The organism is Sphingomonas montana, from assembly GCF_001956315.1.
Taxonomy (GTDB): Bacteria; Pseudomonadota; Alphaproteobacteria; order Sphingomonadales; family Sphingomonadaceae; genus Sphingomonas_R; species Sphingomonas_R montana.
Genome location: NZ_KV887143.1, coordinates 178,830 through 194,769 on the forward strand (window position 1 = coordinate 178,830; position 15,940 = coordinate 194,769).

General features: G+C 68.8%; 15 protein-coding genes. 7 read left to right on the top strand and 8 right to left on the bottom strand.

Annotated features, from left to right (window positions below):
* Window positions 1-9 precede the first annotated feature (9 nt).
* Both BKY59_RS04330 and BKY59_RS04335 read right to left on the bottom strand, forming a co-directional pair.
* Window positions 10-858 carry an oxidoreductase gene (locus BKY59_RS04330; protein WP_076068859.1) on the bottom strand — a complete coding sequence of 283 codons (849 nt, stop codon included), beginning with the start codon at window positions 856-858 and terminating at the stop codon, window positions 10-12.
* Window positions 859-891: 33 nt separating this feature from the next.
* Window positions 892-1,245, bottom strand: a complete 354-nt coding sequence (locus tag BKY59_RS04335; RefSeq protein WP_076068998.1) for a thiol-disulfide oxidoreductase DCC family protein — start codon at window positions 1,243-1,245, stop codon at window positions 892-894.
* 56 nt (window positions 1,246-1,301) lie between these two features.
* Between BKY59_RS04335 and BKY59_RS04340 the strand changes: the two genes are divergently transcribed.
* Window positions 1,302-2,234: an NAD(P)/FAD-dependent oxidoreductase gene (locus tag BKY59_RS04340; RefSeq protein WP_338056508.1), complete on the top strand. Its 933-nt coding sequence runs from the start codon at window positions 1,302-1,304 to the stop codon at window positions 2,232-2,234.
* Window positions 2,235-2,310: 76 nt separating this feature from the next.
* On the opposite strand, the gene BKY59_RS04345 is transcribed toward BKY59_RS04340, so the two are convergent.
* Window positions 2,311-2,811 carry a metallophosphoesterase gene (locus tag BKY59_RS04345; protein ID WP_076068860.1) on the bottom strand — a complete coding sequence of 167 codons (501 nt, stop codon included), beginning with the start codon at window positions 2,809-2,811 and terminating at the stop codon, window positions 2,311-2,313.
* A 100-nt stretch (window positions 2,812-2,911) separates the two neighbouring features.
* On the opposite strand from BKY59_RS04345, the gene BKY59_RS04350 reads away from it, so the two are divergent.
* The 6 genes from BKY59_RS04350 to BKY59_RS04375 all read left to right on the top strand — a co-directional run bounded on the left by BKY59_RS04350 (window position 2,912) and on the right by BKY59_RS04375 (window position 8,787).
* Window positions 2,912-4,186 carry a cell wall hydrolase gene (locus tag BKY59_RS04350; RefSeq protein ID WP_076068861.1) on the top strand — a complete coding sequence of 425 codons (1,275 nt, stop codon included), beginning with the start codon at window positions 2,912-2,914 and terminating at the stop codon, window positions 4,184-4,186.
* Between the two features lie 80 nt (window positions 4,187-4,266).
* The gene (locus tag BKY59_RS04355; RefSeq protein WP_076068862.1) at window positions 4,267-5,184 is read left to right on the top strand and encodes an ATP-grasp domain-containing protein; all 918 of its coding nucleotides are present in this window, start codon (window positions 4,267-4,269) and stop codon (window positions 5,182-5,184) included.
* Window positions 5,181-6,182 (top strand): LLM class flavin-dependent oxidoreductase, encoded by a 1,002-nt coding sequence (locus tag BKY59_RS04360; protein ID WP_076068863.1) that lies wholly within the window; start codon window positions 5,181-5,183, stop codon window positions 6,180-6,182. Before BKY59_RS04355 ends, BKY59_RS04360 begins: the two co-directional genes overlap by 4 nt.
* Complete coding sequence (locus BKY59_RS04365) at window positions 6,179-7,153, top strand: methionine ABC transporter ATP-binding protein (RefSeq protein ID WP_076068864.1); 975 nt, start codon at window positions 6,179-6,181, stop codon at window positions 7,151-7,153. Before BKY59_RS04360 ends, BKY59_RS04365 begins: the two co-directional genes overlap by 4 nt.
* Window positions 7,150-7,815, top strand: a complete 666-nt coding sequence (locus BKY59_RS04370; protein ID WP_076068865.1) for a methionine ABC transporter permease — start codon at window positions 7,150-7,152, stop codon at window positions 7,813-7,815. The genes BKY59_RS04365 and BKY59_RS04370 overlap by 4 nt, the downstream gene beginning before the upstream one ends.
* Before the next feature lie 162 nt (window positions 7,816-7,977).
* Window positions 7,978-8,787: a MetQ/NlpA family ABC transporter substrate-binding protein gene (locus BKY59_RS04375; RefSeq protein ID WP_240499949.1), complete on the top strand. Its 810-nt coding sequence runs from the start codon at window positions 7,978-7,980 to the stop codon at window positions 8,785-8,787.
* Between the two features lie 141 nt (window positions 8,788-8,928).
* Here BKY59_RS04375 and BKY59_RS04380 read toward each other — a convergent pair whose 3' ends face one another.
* The 5 genes from BKY59_RS04380 to BKY59_RS04400 all read right to left on the bottom strand — a co-directional run bounded on the left by BKY59_RS04380 (window position 8,929) and on the right by BKY59_RS04400 (window position 15,911).
* Window positions 8,929-9,768 (bottom strand): IclR family transcriptional regulator, encoded by an 840-nt coding sequence (locus BKY59_RS04380; protein WP_076068866.1) that lies wholly within the window; start codon window positions 9,766-9,768, stop codon window positions 8,929-8,931.
* A gap of 86 nt (window positions 9,769-9,854) precedes the next feature.
* Window positions 9,855-11,351, bottom strand: a complete 1,497-nt coding sequence (locus BKY59_RS04385) for an MFS transporter (RefSeq protein ID WP_076068867.1) — start codon at window positions 11,349-11,351, stop codon at window positions 9,855-9,857.
* Window positions 11,352-11,450: 99 nt separating this feature from the next.
* Window positions 11,451-12,563 carry a beta-galactosidase BglB gene (gene bglB, locus BKY59_RS04390; protein WP_076068868.1) on the bottom strand — a complete coding sequence of 371 codons (1,113 nt, stop codon included), beginning with the start codon at window positions 12,561-12,563 and terminating at the stop codon, window positions 11,451-11,453.
* A 43-nt stretch (window positions 12,564-12,606) separates the two neighbouring features.
* Window positions 12,607-15,597, bottom strand: coding sequence for a glycoside hydrolase family 35 protein (locus tag BKY59_RS04395; protein ID WP_240499950.1), 2,991 nt, complete (start codon window positions 15,595-15,597; stop codon window positions 12,607-12,609).
* On the bottom strand, window positions 15,594-15,911 hold the full coding sequence (locus BKY59_RS04400) for an L-rhamnose mutarotase (RefSeq protein WP_076068869.1): 318 nt from the start codon (window positions 15,909-15,911) through the stop codon (window positions 15,594-15,596). Before BKY59_RS04400 ends, BKY59_RS04395 begins: the two co-directional genes overlap by 4 nt.
* Between the last annotated feature and the right edge of the window lie 29 nt (window positions 15,912-15,940).

Sequence of the window (15,940 nt, forward strand, 5' to 3'; positions counted from 1 at the left end):
TGGCGGGCGTCAGTCCTCCGGGAAATCGGCGGCCAGGGCGATGTCGCGACCGGCCTCCACCTCCGCCAGCCGTTCGCGCAAGGCCTTCACGGCCGCATCATGTCCCCATTTGCCGAGCACGAGGTGGCGGGGCGGATCGGCGCGTTCGACCAGCGCGATCATCGCCTGCGCGGCGCGGACCGGATCGCCGGCCTGCGTGCCGCTATAGCCCGACGTGGTCGCCATCCGCGCACCGGCGGTTTCGGCATAGTCGACGATGACGTTGGGCGTCTGCTTCAGCGAGCGCCCCGCCCAGTCGGTACGGAACGGACCCGGTTCGACGCAGGTGACCGCAATCCCGAGCGGTGCGACCTCGGCCTTGAGCGAGTCCGAGAAGCCTTCGACCGCATGCTTGGAGGCGGCGTAATAGCCCGAACCGGGATAGCCCACGAGGCCGGCGACGGAGGTGATGTTGACAATATGACCCGACCGGCGGATCCGCATGCCGGGCAGGACGGCGCGGGTGAGCGCGAACAGGCCGAAGACGTTGGCGTCGAATTGCGCGCGGATCTCGACGTCGTCGCCCTCTTCGATCGAGGACTGGTAGCCGTAGCCCGCATTGTTGACGAGCACGTCGATGCGGCCGAACCGGTCCTCCGCCGCCGCGACCGCGGCGCTGACCTCATTGCCGATGGTGACGTCCAGCGCCACGGCCAGCGCGCGGTCGGGCGCGATCGCGACGATGTCGGCCACGCGTTCGGCATCGCGCGCGGTGGCGACGACGCGCCAGCCGCGCGCCAGCACGGCCTCCGCCAGTGCGCGGCCGAAGCCGGTGGAACAGCCGGAGATCAGCCAGACGGGGGTGTCTTGTTCGGTCATGATATGGTCCGATCGGTTGAAAACAGGGGGGCGCTATCCGCGGCGGCGGGCGAGCGCCTGCAGGCGCGGGCGATAGCGCAGGAAGCGGATATAGGCCCGTTCCAGCAACGCCAGGACGCGGGGATTGCGCGCGGCGAGGCCGATCGGGCGGAGCAGCGGGATCGCGCGCCACATCGCGGCGAAGGCCGCGGCACCGGACAGCAGCACGCCGTCCTCCCGCGCGTGGAACCGGGCCAGCAAGGCGGCGCGATCGACCGGGCAGGACGTGTCGCTACTCGCCGCATCGACGAAGTGGATCGCCGCAGCACGGTCCAGACGCCGCATCAACGCGATTTCGCGCAGACAGAGCGGGCATCCGCCATCGTACCAGACCGTCAGTGTCGCCATGCCCTTCATATGGCGCGCGGGCGCCGCTATGCCAGCCATGCGGTGAGGAAAAGGGAATGCGGATGCGGGTGGCGATCATTGGGGCCGGGATGGCGGGGCTGGCGTGCGCCGAACGGCTGCGGGCGGGCGGGCATGCGGTTGCCGTGTTCGACAAGGGCCGCGGCCCGGGCGGGCGGATGGCGACGCGGCGGCTGGACACGCCGCTGGGCCAGGTCACGTGCGACCTGGGCGCGCAATATTTCACGGTGCGCGATCCGGATTTCACGGCCCGCGTGGCGCATTGGGCGACGACCGGCGTGGTCGCGCGCTGGCCGGCGGCGGGCGACGATGCCTGGGTCGGCACGCCGGCGATGAACGCCCCGGTTCGCGCGATGGCGGAGGCCGGTGATGTGCGGTTTGCGACGCGGATCGATGCGATCGCGCGGGATGGCGACGGTTGGACGTTGCATGCGGGCGATGCGGTGCATGGCGGTTTCGATGCGGTGGTGGTGGCGGTGCCGGCCGAGCAGGTCCCCGCGCTGGTCGAACGCTGGGTTCCGGCCTTTGCGGACCGGGCGCGGGCGACGCCGTCGCTGCCGTGCTGGACGGTGCTGGCGGTGTTCGACGAGACGCTGGCGATCGGCGACGTTGTGAAGCGGGCGGGAATCATCGATTTCGCGGCACGGGGCGGCGCAAAGCCCGGGCACGGGGGGCCGGAGGCCTGGGCGATCCATGCGACCGCGGACTGGTCGACCGCGCATCTGGAAGATGAGCCGGCGGCGGTGCAGGCCGCGGTGCTGGATGCCCTTGGCGGGGTGGCGGGGGGTGCGTTGCCCACGCCGGTCGCGACAGGCGCGCATCGCTGGCGCTATGCCCGGTCGGGGCAGGTCGGGTGCGATGCCCTGTGGGACGGCGCGGCGGGGCTGGGCGTCTGCGGGGACTGGCTGTCCGGGCCGCGGGTGGAAAGCGCGTGGCTGTCCGGGCACCGGCTGGCGGAGGTGATGGGCTGAACGATGCCGTTCCCCGGCGTGCGCAGGGGACTGATGGGTGGTCGGGTGGCTGAACCGACGGGCTGGTCCTGCCCGGTCATGTCGGGGGAGAAGCTTGCGTGCGGAGTTCCGCCAGCGTGACGGGGCGGAAGTTGCGAGCGTCGACGCCGACGTCATGTTGGCGGGGTAGGGATTTCAGCTTGCCGTGGCTGTGGCCGTGCAGGTTGAGCGTGCCGCGATGCTGGCCGTTCCAGCTGCGGAACGGGTAGTGGCAGGCGACGATCGCGGTGCCGCCTACCGTAAGTTCGGCATAGTCGCCGACCGAGGCCCAGCCCGCGCAATCGGCGATGCCGGGCGCGTCGTTGTTGCCGCGCAGCAGATGCTTGCGGCCGTTCAGCCGCGCCAGCAGCGGTCCGACGTCCTGCAACCGACGCGCGACGTCGCCGAGATGCCAGACATCGTCGTCCGGGCCGACCACGGCGTTCCAGCCGGCGACCAGCGCCGCGTCCATCTCCGCCACGCCGGGGAACGGGCGGCGGTGAATATTGCGCGTGCGGTGGTCGCCGAAATGGGTATCGGCGGTGAAGAAGAGCGTCATGACCGGACAGCGCGCTACGCCGCATGCCGTTCCGTGATTCGGACGGCACGAACGGGGCAGCGGGGCGTTGCCGCCGCGAATGATGAGGAGACGACCCCGCGTGCCATTCCCGACGATCCTGCCGCCGACGATCCACCTGACCCAGGATCAGCGCCGCCGCGTCGTCTTTGCCGCGTGCGTCATCATGCTATTGCTGCTCGCGATCCTGCTGGGCATCGGTGGCGGGAACGGCGGTGCGGGCCGACGGGCGCGGCCGCAGCCGACGCAGGCCCGCACGGCGACGCGGCCGGCGACGGTCGTGCCGCCGGTGCCGCAGCCGGTGGTGGAACCGCTTGAGCTGATCGAGTTCACGCCGGACCGTGCGCGGCTCATCAATTCGATGGTGCCGTTCGTGTCCGGCCCGGTGCGTGCCGCCCCGCCGTTCAAGTTCGCCGGCAGCGCGGTGGACCGCGTCGCCGCCACCGCATGCCTGGCGACCGCCGCTTATTACGAGGCGGGCGACGATCCGGTCGGGCAGCGTTCGGTGGTGCAGGTCGTGCTGAACCGCGTGCGCCATCCGGCCTATCCCAAGACGGTGTGCGGCGTGGTGTTCCAGGGCAGCGAACGGCGGACGGGATGCCAGTTCAGCTTCACCTGCGACGGGGCGATGGTACGCCGCCCGTCCGACGTCGCGTGGACGCGGGCGGAGGATGTGGCGGCCAAGGCGCTGGCCGGGGCGGTCGACAGGTCGGTCGGCTATGCCACCCATTATCATACCGACTGGGTGGTGCCGTACTGGAGCGCCACGCTGGACAAGCTGTCGCGCGTGAAGACGCATCTGTTCTTCCGCTGGCGCGGCTATTGGGGGACGCCGGGCGCGTTCCGCGGGCGCTACGCCGGCGGCGAGGTGGTCGATCCGCGCGTACCGGGTGCGGCGACGCTGGCGACGGCGGATGGGATCCCGGTGATCGGCCCCGCGATGGGTGGCGTGGCGACGTTCGACGTGCCCGCGATGCCCACCGAAGAAACGGTGTATCTGAAGCGGCGGCCCGCAGTGATGCTGCCCGGCGTGCCGTCGTCTGCGCTGCACGGCCACATCGTTCGGACCGGGACCGCCAAGGGCAGCGAATATGCGCTGGAACTGGAGCCCAATGCGGCCCCCGATGGCTACCTGGCTGTGGCGCAGGCGGTATGCCGCGACTTGCCCGCTTGCACGGTCGGCGGCTGGCTGGACCCGGAAAAGGTGGCGGATTCGGTCCCGTTCCAGCTGGCTTCGCTCCGTACCGCCACGTTCCTGTACCAACGGCGGGCCGGCGAGAAGGCCGGGCGGGGATATTGGAACTGCCGGCAGGTCCAGCGTGCGGACAAGGCGCAGTGTCTGCCGGGCACCGAATGAAGCCCGTGCAAACCGGCGGTTCGCGGCCGTCAAGCGAGACTGGCTTTGCCGCACCTGCAGCCGGCGGCTACAGAGGCGCTATGCCCGATATCACGATCCTTTACGAACATCCCGCCTGGTTCCTGCCGTTGTTCGCGGGTCTGGAGGCGCGTGGGATCGCGTTCGACCCGGTCCATGCGGACGGGCTGGTGTTCGACCCCGCCGACATGCGCCCACCCGCCCCGGTCGTGTTCAATCGGATCGCGATGTCGAGTTTCCTGCGGGCGCCGGAGCATCCGATCTTTTTCGCGCAGGCGCTGATGGCGCAATGGCGGGCGGCGGGTGCGCGGGTGGTGAACGGCGCGGACGTGCTGGGCATCGATGCCAGCAAGGCGCGGCAGCTGGCGCTGATCGCGGGCCTTGGTCTGGCCATTCCGGCGACGCGGATCGCCCACCGGGCGGCGGACCTGGTCGCGGCCGCGGCGACCTTGCGCTTTCCGGTGGTGGTGAAGGCCAATATCGGCGGGTCGGGCGCGGGGATCGTGCGGTACGACAGCGCGGACGAGCTTGCCGCGGCGGTGGCGGACGGGACCGCGCCGGACAGCATCGACCGCGTGCTGATGGTGCAGGAATATGTGCCGGTCAGGGGCGGTGCGATCACGCGGATCGAGACGCTGGGCGGCAAATATCTCTACGCGATCGACGTGGACGGCGGCGGCGGGTTCGACCTCTGCCCAGCCGATGTCTGCCTGGCTGCGCCCGGCAAGGCGGCGGTGTCGGTGATGCAGGCGCATCCCGCGCCCGACCTGATCGCGGCGGCGGAGCGGATCGCGGTGGCGTCGGGGATGGACGTCGGCGGGGTCGAGGTGATGATCGATGATCGCGACGGGACGGCGCGCTTCTACGACGTCAACGCGCTGTCGAACTTCGTGGCGGATCCGGTGTCGGTGATCGGGTTCGATCCGCATGACCGGCTGATCGACTGGCTGGCGGACCGTATCGTGGAGAGCAAGACGTGAGATACGGGTATTGGATGCCGGTGTTCGGCGGCTGGCTGCGCAATGTCGACGACGAGCGGCCGGCAAGCTGGGCGTATGCGCGCGACCTGGCGGTGCGGGCCGAGCAGATCGGGTACGACCTGACGCTGATCGCCGAGCTGAACCTGAACGATATCAAGGGCGTGGACCAGCCGGCGCTCGATGCGTGGTCGACCGCGGCGGCGATCGCGGCGGTAACCGAACGCCAAGAGATCATGGTCGCGGTGCGGCCGAATTTCCACCAGCCGGCGCTGTTCGCCAAGGCTGCGGCCAACGTCGACCGGATTTCGGGCGGGCGGCTGTCGCTGAACGTCGTGTCGTCCTGGTGGGCGGACGAGGCCAAGCAATATGGCCTGCAGTTCGATGCGCATGACGACCGTTATGCGCGTACGTCGGAATGGCTGGACGTGGTCAAGGGGCTGTGGACCGAGGAGCGGTTCAGTTTTTCGGGTAAGTTCTACACCACCGACCAGGCGATCTGTTCGCCGAAACCCGCCAGGATGCCGACGCTGTATGCCGGGGGCGAAAGCGACGCGGCGAAGACGATGATCGCCGGCCAGTGCAGCGCCTATGTGATGCACGGCGATCCGGTGGACGCGGTGGCGCCCAAGATCGTGGACATGCGGGCGCGGGCGAACGGTCGGCCGATGACGTTCGGAATGGCGGCCTATGCCATCGTGCGCGACAGCGAGGCGGAGGCGAAGCGCGAGCTGGACCGCATCACGACCGTGCGCGACCTGCCCGCCGGGTACGACAATTTTGACCAGTGGCTGTCGGGGACGCAGCTGGAGCGCGAGCTGAAGCTGCGCGAATATGCGGTGTCGAACCGTGGGCTGCGGCCGAACCTGGTCGGCACGCCGGAGCAGCTGAAGCAGCGGATCGCGGATTATGAGGGCGTGGGGCTCGACCTGCTGCTGCTCCAGATGAGCCCGCAGGCCGAGGAGATGGAGCGGTTCGCGGCACAGGTCATTCAGGGATGATCCGTCTGGACGGCGTGACGAAGCGGTTCGCGGGCGGCGCGGTGGCGCTGGACGGCGTCACGCTGGAAGTGGCGCGGGGCGAGGTGTTCGGCATCATCGGCCGGTCGGGCGCGGGCAAATCGACGCTGATCCGGATGCTGAACGGGCTGGAGCGGCCGAGTTCTGGTCAGGTGCTGGTCGACGGCGCCGACGTCGCGACGCTGGACGAGGCGGCGTTGCGCACGTTGCGGCGGCGGGTGGGGATGATCTTCCAGCAGTTCGGGCTGCTCGGGTCGCGGACGGTGGCGGACAATGTCGCGTTTCCGCTGAAGGTGGCGGGCATGGCAGCGCGCGACCGGGCGGTACGGGTGGCGGAGCTGCTCGCGCGGGTCGGCTTGAGCGATCATGGCGCGAAATATCCCGCGCAATTGTCGGGCGGGCAGAAGCAGCGCGTGGGGATCGCGCGCGCGCTGGCGACCGGGCCGGACATATTGCTGTGCGACGAGGCGACGAGTGCGCTCGATCCCGAGACGACGCGCGACGTGCTGGCGCTGATCGCCGACCTCAACCGCGACCTGGGGCTGACGATCGTGCTGATCACGCATGAGATGGACGTCGTGCGGCAGGTCTGCGACCGGGTCGCGGTGCTGCATGCCGGACGCGTGGTGGAACAGGGCGCGGTGGCGGACATCTTCCTCGATCCGCAGGCGGCGGAAACGCGCGCGTTGCTGGCCGAGGCGGGCGAGCAGGGTCCGGCGGACTTTGCGGAGTTTGCCGGGCGGGTCGTGCGCTGGACCTGTCATGGCGACACGATCGGGCAGCCGGTGCTGACGATGGTCGCACGCGAGACGGGGGCGGACTTCGCGATCCTGGACGGGCGGATCGGGCGGTTGCGCGACGAGCGTTATGGCCAGCTGACGCTGGGCCTGTCGGGTGGCGACACCGATGCGGCGATCGCGGCGCTCGGCCGCTATGGGCGGGTCAGCGCGTGAGCGGGTGGTTTGTCGATATCGTGTGGGCGGACATCGCGCAGGCGTGCCTTGATACGCTGGCGATGCTCGGTGGGTCGCTGGTGCTGACGATCCTGTTCGGGTTGCCGTTGGGCATCGCGTTGTTCCTGACGTCGCCGGGGCAGGTGTGGGCGAACCGGCTGGGCAACGGGGCGCTGGCGCTGGCGGTCAACCTGCTGCGGTCGGTGCCGTTCATCATCCTGCTGATCGTGATGATCCCGGCCACCATATTGCTGGTGGGCACATCGCTGGGCGTCGCGGGCGCGATCCCGCCGCTGGTGGTGGGGGCGGCGCCGTTCTTCGCGCGGCTGGTGGAGACCGCGCTGCGCGGCGTCGACCGCAACACGGTGGAGGCGGTGCGGGCGATGGGCGCAACGACGCGCGATCTGGTGTGGCGCGCGCTGCTGCCCGAGGCGATGCCGGGGATCGTGGCGGCCGCGACGGTGACCGCGGTGGCGCTGGTGTCGTTCACCGCGATGGCGGGCGTAGTGGGCGCGGGTGGCCTGGGCGACCTGGCGATCCGGTTCGGCTACCAGCGGTTCCAGACCGACGTGATGGTGGTGACGGTGGCGCTGCTGCTGCTGCTGGTGCAGGGCATCCAGAGCCTGGGCGACTGGCTGGTGCGGCGATTGGTGCGGGGGTAGGCTCTTGCGCCCATCCCGTTTGGTTCGAGCTTGTCGAGAACTGCGCGCTGCCACCGAGCAGTTCGAGCCTGTCGAGAACCCAGCGCAGAGTTCTCGACAGGCTCGAACCAAACGGGTCTTGGGGTTTGGGTTCAGATTTGGGTCTGGGTGGTTTTGGAGTTCATGATGTTGAGACGGAACCTGCTCGCGGGCCTCGCCGCCCTGACCCTCCTCACCGCGTGCGGTGGCGGCGGCGGTAGTGCCGCGGCCGATCCGAAGGTGCTGGTCGTGGCGGCGACGGCGGTGCCGCATGCCGAGATCCTCGAACATGTGAAGCCGGTGCTGGCCAAGGAGGGCGTGACGCTGGAGGTGCGGACGTTCAACGATTATGTCCAGCCAAACGTGCAGGTCGCCGAGGGGCGGATCGCGGTCAATTATTTCCAGACCAAACCGTACCTTGACGGGTTCAACGCGGCGCGCGGGACCAAGCTGGTGACGCTGGCGGGGATCCATGTCGAGCCGCTGGGGGCCTATTCGCGCAGGTGGAAGACGCTGGCCGCGTTGCCGCAGGGGGCCACGGTCGCGATCCCGAACGACAGCAGCACGACAGGCCGCGCGCTGACGTTGCTGGCCAAGGCTGGGCTGATCCGGTTGAAGGACCCAGCCGATCCGCTGGCCACGGTCGGCGATGTCGTCGCCAACCCGCGCGGATTGGTGTTCCGCGAGCTGGAGGCCGCGACGCTGCCGCGCGTGCTGGACCAGGTCGACATGGCGCTCATCAACACCAACTACGCGCTCGATGCGAAGCTCGATCCGACGCGCGACGCGCTGACGATCGAGGACAAGGACAGTCCCTATGTCAATTATCTGGTCGGGCTGGCCCCGGCGGGGCGTGACCCGAAGGTCGTGAAGCTGATCGCCGCATTGCGCAGCGCGGACGTGAAGGCGTTTATCGCCGCGCGGTACAAGGGGGCGGTGATCCCGGCCTTCTGAGGAGGGTGGAGGCCGACCTGGACGTCGCCACCCCGGACCTGATCCAGGGTTCCACGAGCTTGCGTCGCCGTGGAGAAGAAGCGGGATCTCGGATCACGTGCGCGATGACGAAGTTTTCGCGCAGCGGCGATGCCCAGTCCGTCACGGCCTGCCGCGGCGGGGTGGGGTGGGCAGGTTGCCGTTCCAGCCGAGATCGCGGCTGATCGCCTCCGTCGTCGCGCGGACATCGTCGCCGAGCGATGTCATGCGGGCGTCGTCCATATATTGCGCGGCGCTCGATACGCTGATCGCGGCGACGATCTGCCCTGTCGCATCGCGGATCGGGGCGGCGACGCAGCGGATCTGGTCCTCATTCTCCTCCAGATCGAAGGCGAGCCGGCGCGCGACATAGCCCGCCATCCGTTCGGACCAGAGCGCGAAATCGGCGGGGGGGGCGCCGTTGGTGCGATCGGTGTCGAACACGTCGCGCCAGCTGGCGGCCGGATGATCGAGCATCAGCGCCTTGCCGAGCCCGGTCGAGGTCAGCGGCTGGCGGTCGCCAACCCGGCTGCTGATCTCCACGCGGCGGCGGCCGGGAATCTTGTCGAGATACAGCGCACGGTCCGTCTCCATCACGCCGAGGTGGACGGTATCCTCACTCAGCGCGGCCAGCGCCTCGATATGCGGGCGGGCGACCTGGACGATGTCGGCCTGACGCTGCGCCAGAAAACCGAGTTCGAGCAGTTTCGGCCCGAGCCGGTAGCCGAGCCGCGGCACGAAGCCGAGATAGCGCCGGTCGACCAGCGCATTGGCCAGCCGGTGCGTGGTCGACCGGGTCAGCCCGAGCCGGGCGGCCAGTTCGGGCAGTGGGATCGGCCCTTCGGACACCATGTCGAGCACGTCCAGCCCGCGCAGCAGCGTCTGGCTGCCGGTCTGGATCTTCGGTCCCGGCTTGTCGCTGCCCGGCAGGGCGCCGTCGTCGATGTCGCTGTCCTGGCTCATAGCGTGATGATCTGTCCCATGTGCCGGGTGGCCGGCCGGTTCAACCTTTTCGACAGCGGCGCGGGTCCGTCAAGCCGCCGTGGCGGTCACGCGACCGGGTTGCGGCCCCATAGCTGGTCGTAGCGCCAGCCCGACAGGTCCTCCACCACCGCGCGCCGGTCCGCATCGGGCGGGGTCGGGTCGCCGGCGCGCAGTCGTTCGATCTCCTCCATCAGGATGGCGTGGGTGCGCGGATCGAGCCGGAAGCGGAACGAGACCAGCACTCCGAAACACAGCATCGCGATCGTACCGGTCACCATGACCGCAACGATCGTGGTGATGGCCTGCGGGCTCTGGATGTCCGCCTTCGACACGAAGCCGCCGGCCTGCATCACCTGGCCCACGAAGATGATCGCGGCGGCCTGGCTCATCTTGCGCACGAACGTCATGACGCCGGCGAACGCGCCTTCGCGGCGGCGGCCGGTCACGATCTCGTCCACGTCGGCCATGTAATTGTACGTGGCCCAGGGGATGTAGTTGAGCGCGCCGCGGCCGAGGCCCGCGAACACGACCGGGATCCACAGCATCGCGCTGGTCGCCGGCAGCCCGGCCAGGAACATGGCGAGGAACAGCAGCACGCCGATCGCAAAACTGACCGCGGCGAAGCGGTACGCCTTGGCCGGCGACAGTTTCAGCGCGAAGTTGATCGCGAGGATGACGGCGACGAACTGCACCGCATAGGTGACGCCGACGAGGTTCGACACGATCAGCGCGGACCCGCCCAGCGCGAAGATCACGAAATAGGTGAAGGCGGCGTTGTAGATGTCCTGGCTGATATAGCCGCCGAGATACATGCCGAGATGCAGCCGGAACGCGCGGATGCGCAGCGTGGAGAACAGGTTGCGGTACAGCGCCCTGACCGCATCGACCGCGCCGGGGCGGGCCGCCTCGTCCTCCGTCAGCGTCGGCGGCAGCGGCCGTTCCCAGCTGAACACGTACAGCATCGTGGCGGCGAGCATGAACAGCGCGGCGAACACGATGCCCATGATGAGATAGGTGTCGGGCGAGTCCGGCCCCAGCCAGCCGATCAGCCGGCCGGGCAGGAACGCCGCCAGGATGGCCGACAACTGCCCCAGCAGGATGCGCGCGCCGGCGAACTTGGCCTTGGTCTTGTAGTCGGTCGCCATTTCGGCGGCGAGCGTCTCGTACGGGATGATCTCCATCGCGTAGACCAGCTCGAACAGCACATAGGTGACGAGATAATACCAGAAGCTCTGCCCCGCGACCCACATGATGGCGAAGGAGGGCAGCAGCGGGATCGCCGCCAGGATGAAGAAGCGCCGCCGGCCGAACCGCCGGCCCAGCCAGCTGCGCCCCAGATTGTCGGACGTGTAGCCGATGAGCGGGCTGGCCACCGCGTCGAGCACGCGCGCCACGCCGAAGATGATCGTCGCCTGCACCGCGGAAAGCCCGCAGAAGCTGGTGTAGAAGATCAGGATCCAGGTGCTGATGACCGCCATCGACCCGGCGCCCAGCACGTCGTTCGCGCCGTACGCGATATAGTTGATCGGGCGGACCCGGCGCTGCGGCGCGGTGGTGGCCATGGGCTTCCTTCCTTGGGAGACGGCTTTTCGGGGTCCGTCTTGCGCGCGGGCCTTGATGGTGTCCGGCCCCCTACGCCGTTTGCGCGGGGGCCGGTCGGGTCAGATATACGTCCGCATGAATTCGCCCAGCGCGCAGATCGCGAGGCTCTGGCCGTAGGGCATCGAGGTGAGCGGGATGTCCTTGTAGAACTGCATCGTGTCGCCCATCGCGGTGCCGAAGCTGACCTGTTTCAGCTCGCCCGCATCGTCGATGTTCGCCAGCACGGCCTCGATCGCCTTGATGCCGACGGGCAGATAGTCGACCGGCAGATAGCGTTTCCGCACGGCCTTCAGGATGCCGTAGGCGAAACCCGCGGTGGCCGATGCCTCCAGATAGCTGGTCGGGTCGACGATCAGCGTGTGCCACAGGCCGCTGGCGTCCTGATGTTCGGCCAGCGTCTTCACCTGAGCGGCGAGCGCATCGAGCAGGAAGGTGCGGAACGCGTCGCCCTCGGGCAGGTCGAGCATCTCGATGATTTCGGGGATCGCGATCGTGACCCAGCAATTGCCGCGCGCCCAGAGTGCGCCCGCGAAGTTGTGGCGGCCATCGAACGTCCAGCCATGATACCAGAGGCCGGTCTGCCGATCGGCCAGATATTTGATGTGGACCAGGAACTGGCGCTTCGCCTCCTCGACATAATGCGGGCGATCGAGCAGCAGGCCGATCTTGGCGAGCGGCAGCACCGACATCATCAGCGTGTCGTCCCACATTTCCTGCGGGTTCTCGTCGTTGAACACGATGTGCTGGAAGCCGCCTTCCTCGGTCTTGGGCAGGCCGGCGGGGTCCATCAGCCATTCGGCCCAGGTGTCCAGATAGGGCAGGAAGCTCTGGTCGCCGGTTTCCTCGTACAGGAACGCCAGCGTCAGGAAGGGCGACATGGTGTTGATGTTCTTGGTCGGCGTGCCGGCGGCGAAGCGGTCCTGGAACCACTGCATCATCACGTCGAACGCATGGCCGTCGTTGGTCTGTTCATAATAGCGGTACAGCCCGAACAGGCCGATGCCGTGCGTCCACTCCCAGTCGTTCCAACCCTTGGTATCGATGACGCGGCCATCGTCCAGCCGCAGCAGGAACTCGCCGGTCTCGTCCTTGATGTTGACCAGATTGTCGATCAGCTTGGCGATCGCATCGGTAACGGCCTTGCGGGGCACGGTGTGGGTAAGGGCTGCCAAGGGAAAAGCTCCGGTTCTATCGGGCGCGGGCGCCCGGCTGGGGTTATCGGGCGCGGGCGCGCCATGAAGGGAATGGGACGGCGGCGACGGGGATGCCGCCGCGGACATTGCGGATCGTGACCAGCTTCACCGGTTCCAGCGCGCTGCCGGCTTTCCCGTCGCCGGTGACGGCGAGCGCGAGCGTGTTGCGGCCACGATGGTTCAGGATGCCGGCGGGCACCGGGAAAATGCGCTGCGGCCCGACATTGGCGACGAACTGCCCCATGTTCCAGCCGTTGACGAAGATCAGCACGCGGTAGGTGCCGTCCGATCGCGGCTTGGCGGTGTTGCCGATCGCGATGCCGATCGTGGCGTCCTGATCGGTGGGGATGCCCAGGTCGAATGCGGTGCGATACCAGGTGGTGCCGGGTGTCGCGGCGGTCGACGGGGTGCCGGCCGGGGCGGGGGTCTTCGCCCAGCCGCCGTCCGCGAAGCCGGGCAGGTGCCAGCCCTCACGTTCGCCGAACAGCCCGCCATTATTGGCGACGCCGCGGACCGGATCGACGATGTCCTCGCCGCCCTGCGTCCCCTGGATCTTCCACGCGATCGGGACCGCGAAGCTGTGGCTGGTCGGGGCGGCGAGCGAGGCGGAGATCAGCCCGCGCGTTTCCTTGTGGAAATCGTCGGTATCGAGATCCCAATTGTGCGAATTGTTGCGCACCATGACCGACAGAAGATGCTCGCCCGCCGCCTGGGCCCGCACCGGCAGCACGAAATCGGCGACGCCGGTCGTGATCGGGCGCGGCAGGCCGCCGGCCAGTTCGTGCTGGCCGACGAACGTCCCGTCCAGCCAGACCTGCAACATGCCCGCGCCACCGGCACCATAGTGCAGGGTCAGCTTGCGCGCATCGGTGCCGCCGGCAAAGCGCCCGCGATACCATACGTCCCCTTCGTGGAAGCCGTAGGCGTCCATGCCCAGGTTCGGCTGACCGACCGGCGGGCGGATCGTTGCGGTCTGCCGTGCGCCCTTGGCGTCCGCCCACCGGCTGTCGTCGAAGCCGAGCTGCGCCTCGGGCGATTCCGGTGCCTGCCGCCAGTCGGTCAGCGGGGGGAGCGCGATCACGGCCGGGCCGGGCAGCGCGGCGGTGACAAGGCTGTCGCCCGGGCCACGCGTGACGGGCAGCGCGCGGCCGTTCCAGCGCAGCGTGCGGACGGCCGGCGGCCCCCAGATTTCAAGCGGCGCGGCCACGGCGACGTCGCCGGTCAGCGCCAGCGTGCCGCCCGTCGCGGTCGCGCTGCGGACCAGGTCGGGACCGTGCGACAGGACCGGGCCGGCCGCGCTTTCGGTGCGGAAGAAGCGCGCGGCGCTGTCCTCGTCGGCCAGCAGCAGCGTCAGGGGGGGGCGCCCGCCGCCGGTAATCTGCACGCGGGCGATGCCGGCATGGGTGTAGTTCAGCCTGAGCCGGCCCTTCGCGGCGTCGTAAACCTGTTCGACCGGGCCGGTGACGGTCGGCTGCGTGGCATAGCGCAGCACGGTTTCGCCCGGTTCGCCCGCCCGCCCGTAGAACAATGCGAGGTCGGTATCGCCCAGCGGCAGATGGGTCTGCAGTTCCGACGTGGAATAGACCAGTTCCTGTCGTTCCAGCCGGAAGTCGGCGAGCAGCAGCTTTCCGTCGAAACCGTTCAGCCGCATCGGTGCGCCGGCCGGGAACGTGGTCGGTCCATCCTTCAGCGCGGCGGTGATCGTGAAGCGGTCGTCGCTGCGGCCGTTGGACGGTTTGTGCGTGACGAACAACAGCCGTGCGCCGGTGGCGGCGTTGACGTTGTGATAGACCTGGATATCCGGGTCGCTGGCGGTGGCGGGCGGGGCCCTGTCCATCCGCGCGATATCGGGGGCGGCCGCCAGAAACTGGCCGAGCTGTTTCAGTTCCAGCGCCTTGGGCCGTAGCCCGCGCGCCTCATCGATCGCGGCGCCATAGTCGTAGCTGGTGTAGACGACGGGTGCGGGCAGCCAGCCCCAGCTGGTGCCGCCATAGGTCATGTAGAAGCTCTGGACCGTGATCCCGTTGGCGATGTTGGTGCCGTAGAAGACCCGCTGGTAGCGCTTGCCGCGCTGCACCGCGTTGCAGTCGTAGCCGCCGTTGGATCCCCAGTAATCGAACCAGCCGCCGCCGAATTCGGCCGCGAAACCGGGCGTGTTGGGGCTGGCCGACGCGCCGCCGCGCGCACCGCCGGTGCCGTAGAGACCCCAATCGGGGGCGGGCGGGCCGTTGGTCGGCCGGTTGTGAACGTCGCAGGTAGCGCCGGGATAGCCGTCGAACGCGTAGAGATCGACCGGCCCTTCGACCGTCTTCGGCACATTCGCGCCCTTCGGCACCCAATAGCCGTTGCGGCCCTGATCGTTGTGGAAGATCGGCACGGTGATTCCGTCGGCGCGCGCCTTGTCGTACAGATGCTGCATGTAGCGCGCCTGGGTCGGCTGGACGACGGCCAGTTCGTTTTCGATCTGGTGCAGGATGACGGTGCCGCGACCGTCGGTCAGCTGGTGCCGCGCGATGATCGCGTTGATCCGCGTCAGCCATTCGTCCGCCGCCGCGAGATATTCCGGATCGTCGGTGCGGGCCTTGGCCGACTGGTTCACCAGCCAGCCGGGGAAGCCGCCGCGCGTCAGTTCCGCATTCACATAAGGCCCGGCGCGGGTGATGACGTACAGCCCCTCCTCCGCCGCCATCCGGAGCACCCGGTCCATGTCGCGGACACCGGTGAAGTCGTACACGCCGCGTTTCGGGCTGTGATACCCCCAGTCGAAATAGATCGCGACCGTGTTGTAGCCGCTGGCCTTCATCTTCTGCAGGATGTCGCGCCACAGGTCGGGGCTGGGCAGCCGGAAGGGATGGAATTCGCCGCCCCACAGGACCGTCGGCCGGCCGTCGATCATCACCGAATGACGATCGAACGTCACGGCGTGCGGCGTGCCCGATGCGCGCGGCGCGGCGGCCGACGCGGGCATCGCGGTTGCCAGCAGCACCGTTAGCAGGGGCAGGCGACGCATCATGCGAAGTGGAACATCGGGATCAGCGGTGTCTCGCATGGGCGGTTGGAGGGTTCGACCTCCATGATGTCGGCCATATGGTCCCACCAGCGTTGCATGACCGGCAAGCCGGGCAGCGTCGCGCGACGGTCCGCGTCGTCATGCACCTTCAGCACCGCGAACAGCGCGTTGGTTTCGGGATCGAGGAAGATCGCATAGTCGTGGATGCCGGCATCGGTGAGCGCGGCGGCGAGATCGGGCCAGAGCGCGTCGTGGCGCCGGCGATATTCGTCGGCCTGGCCCGGCTTCAGCATCATGCGGAATGCATGCGTGGTCATGGCGCGTTCCCCCTCCGTACTATCTGTGC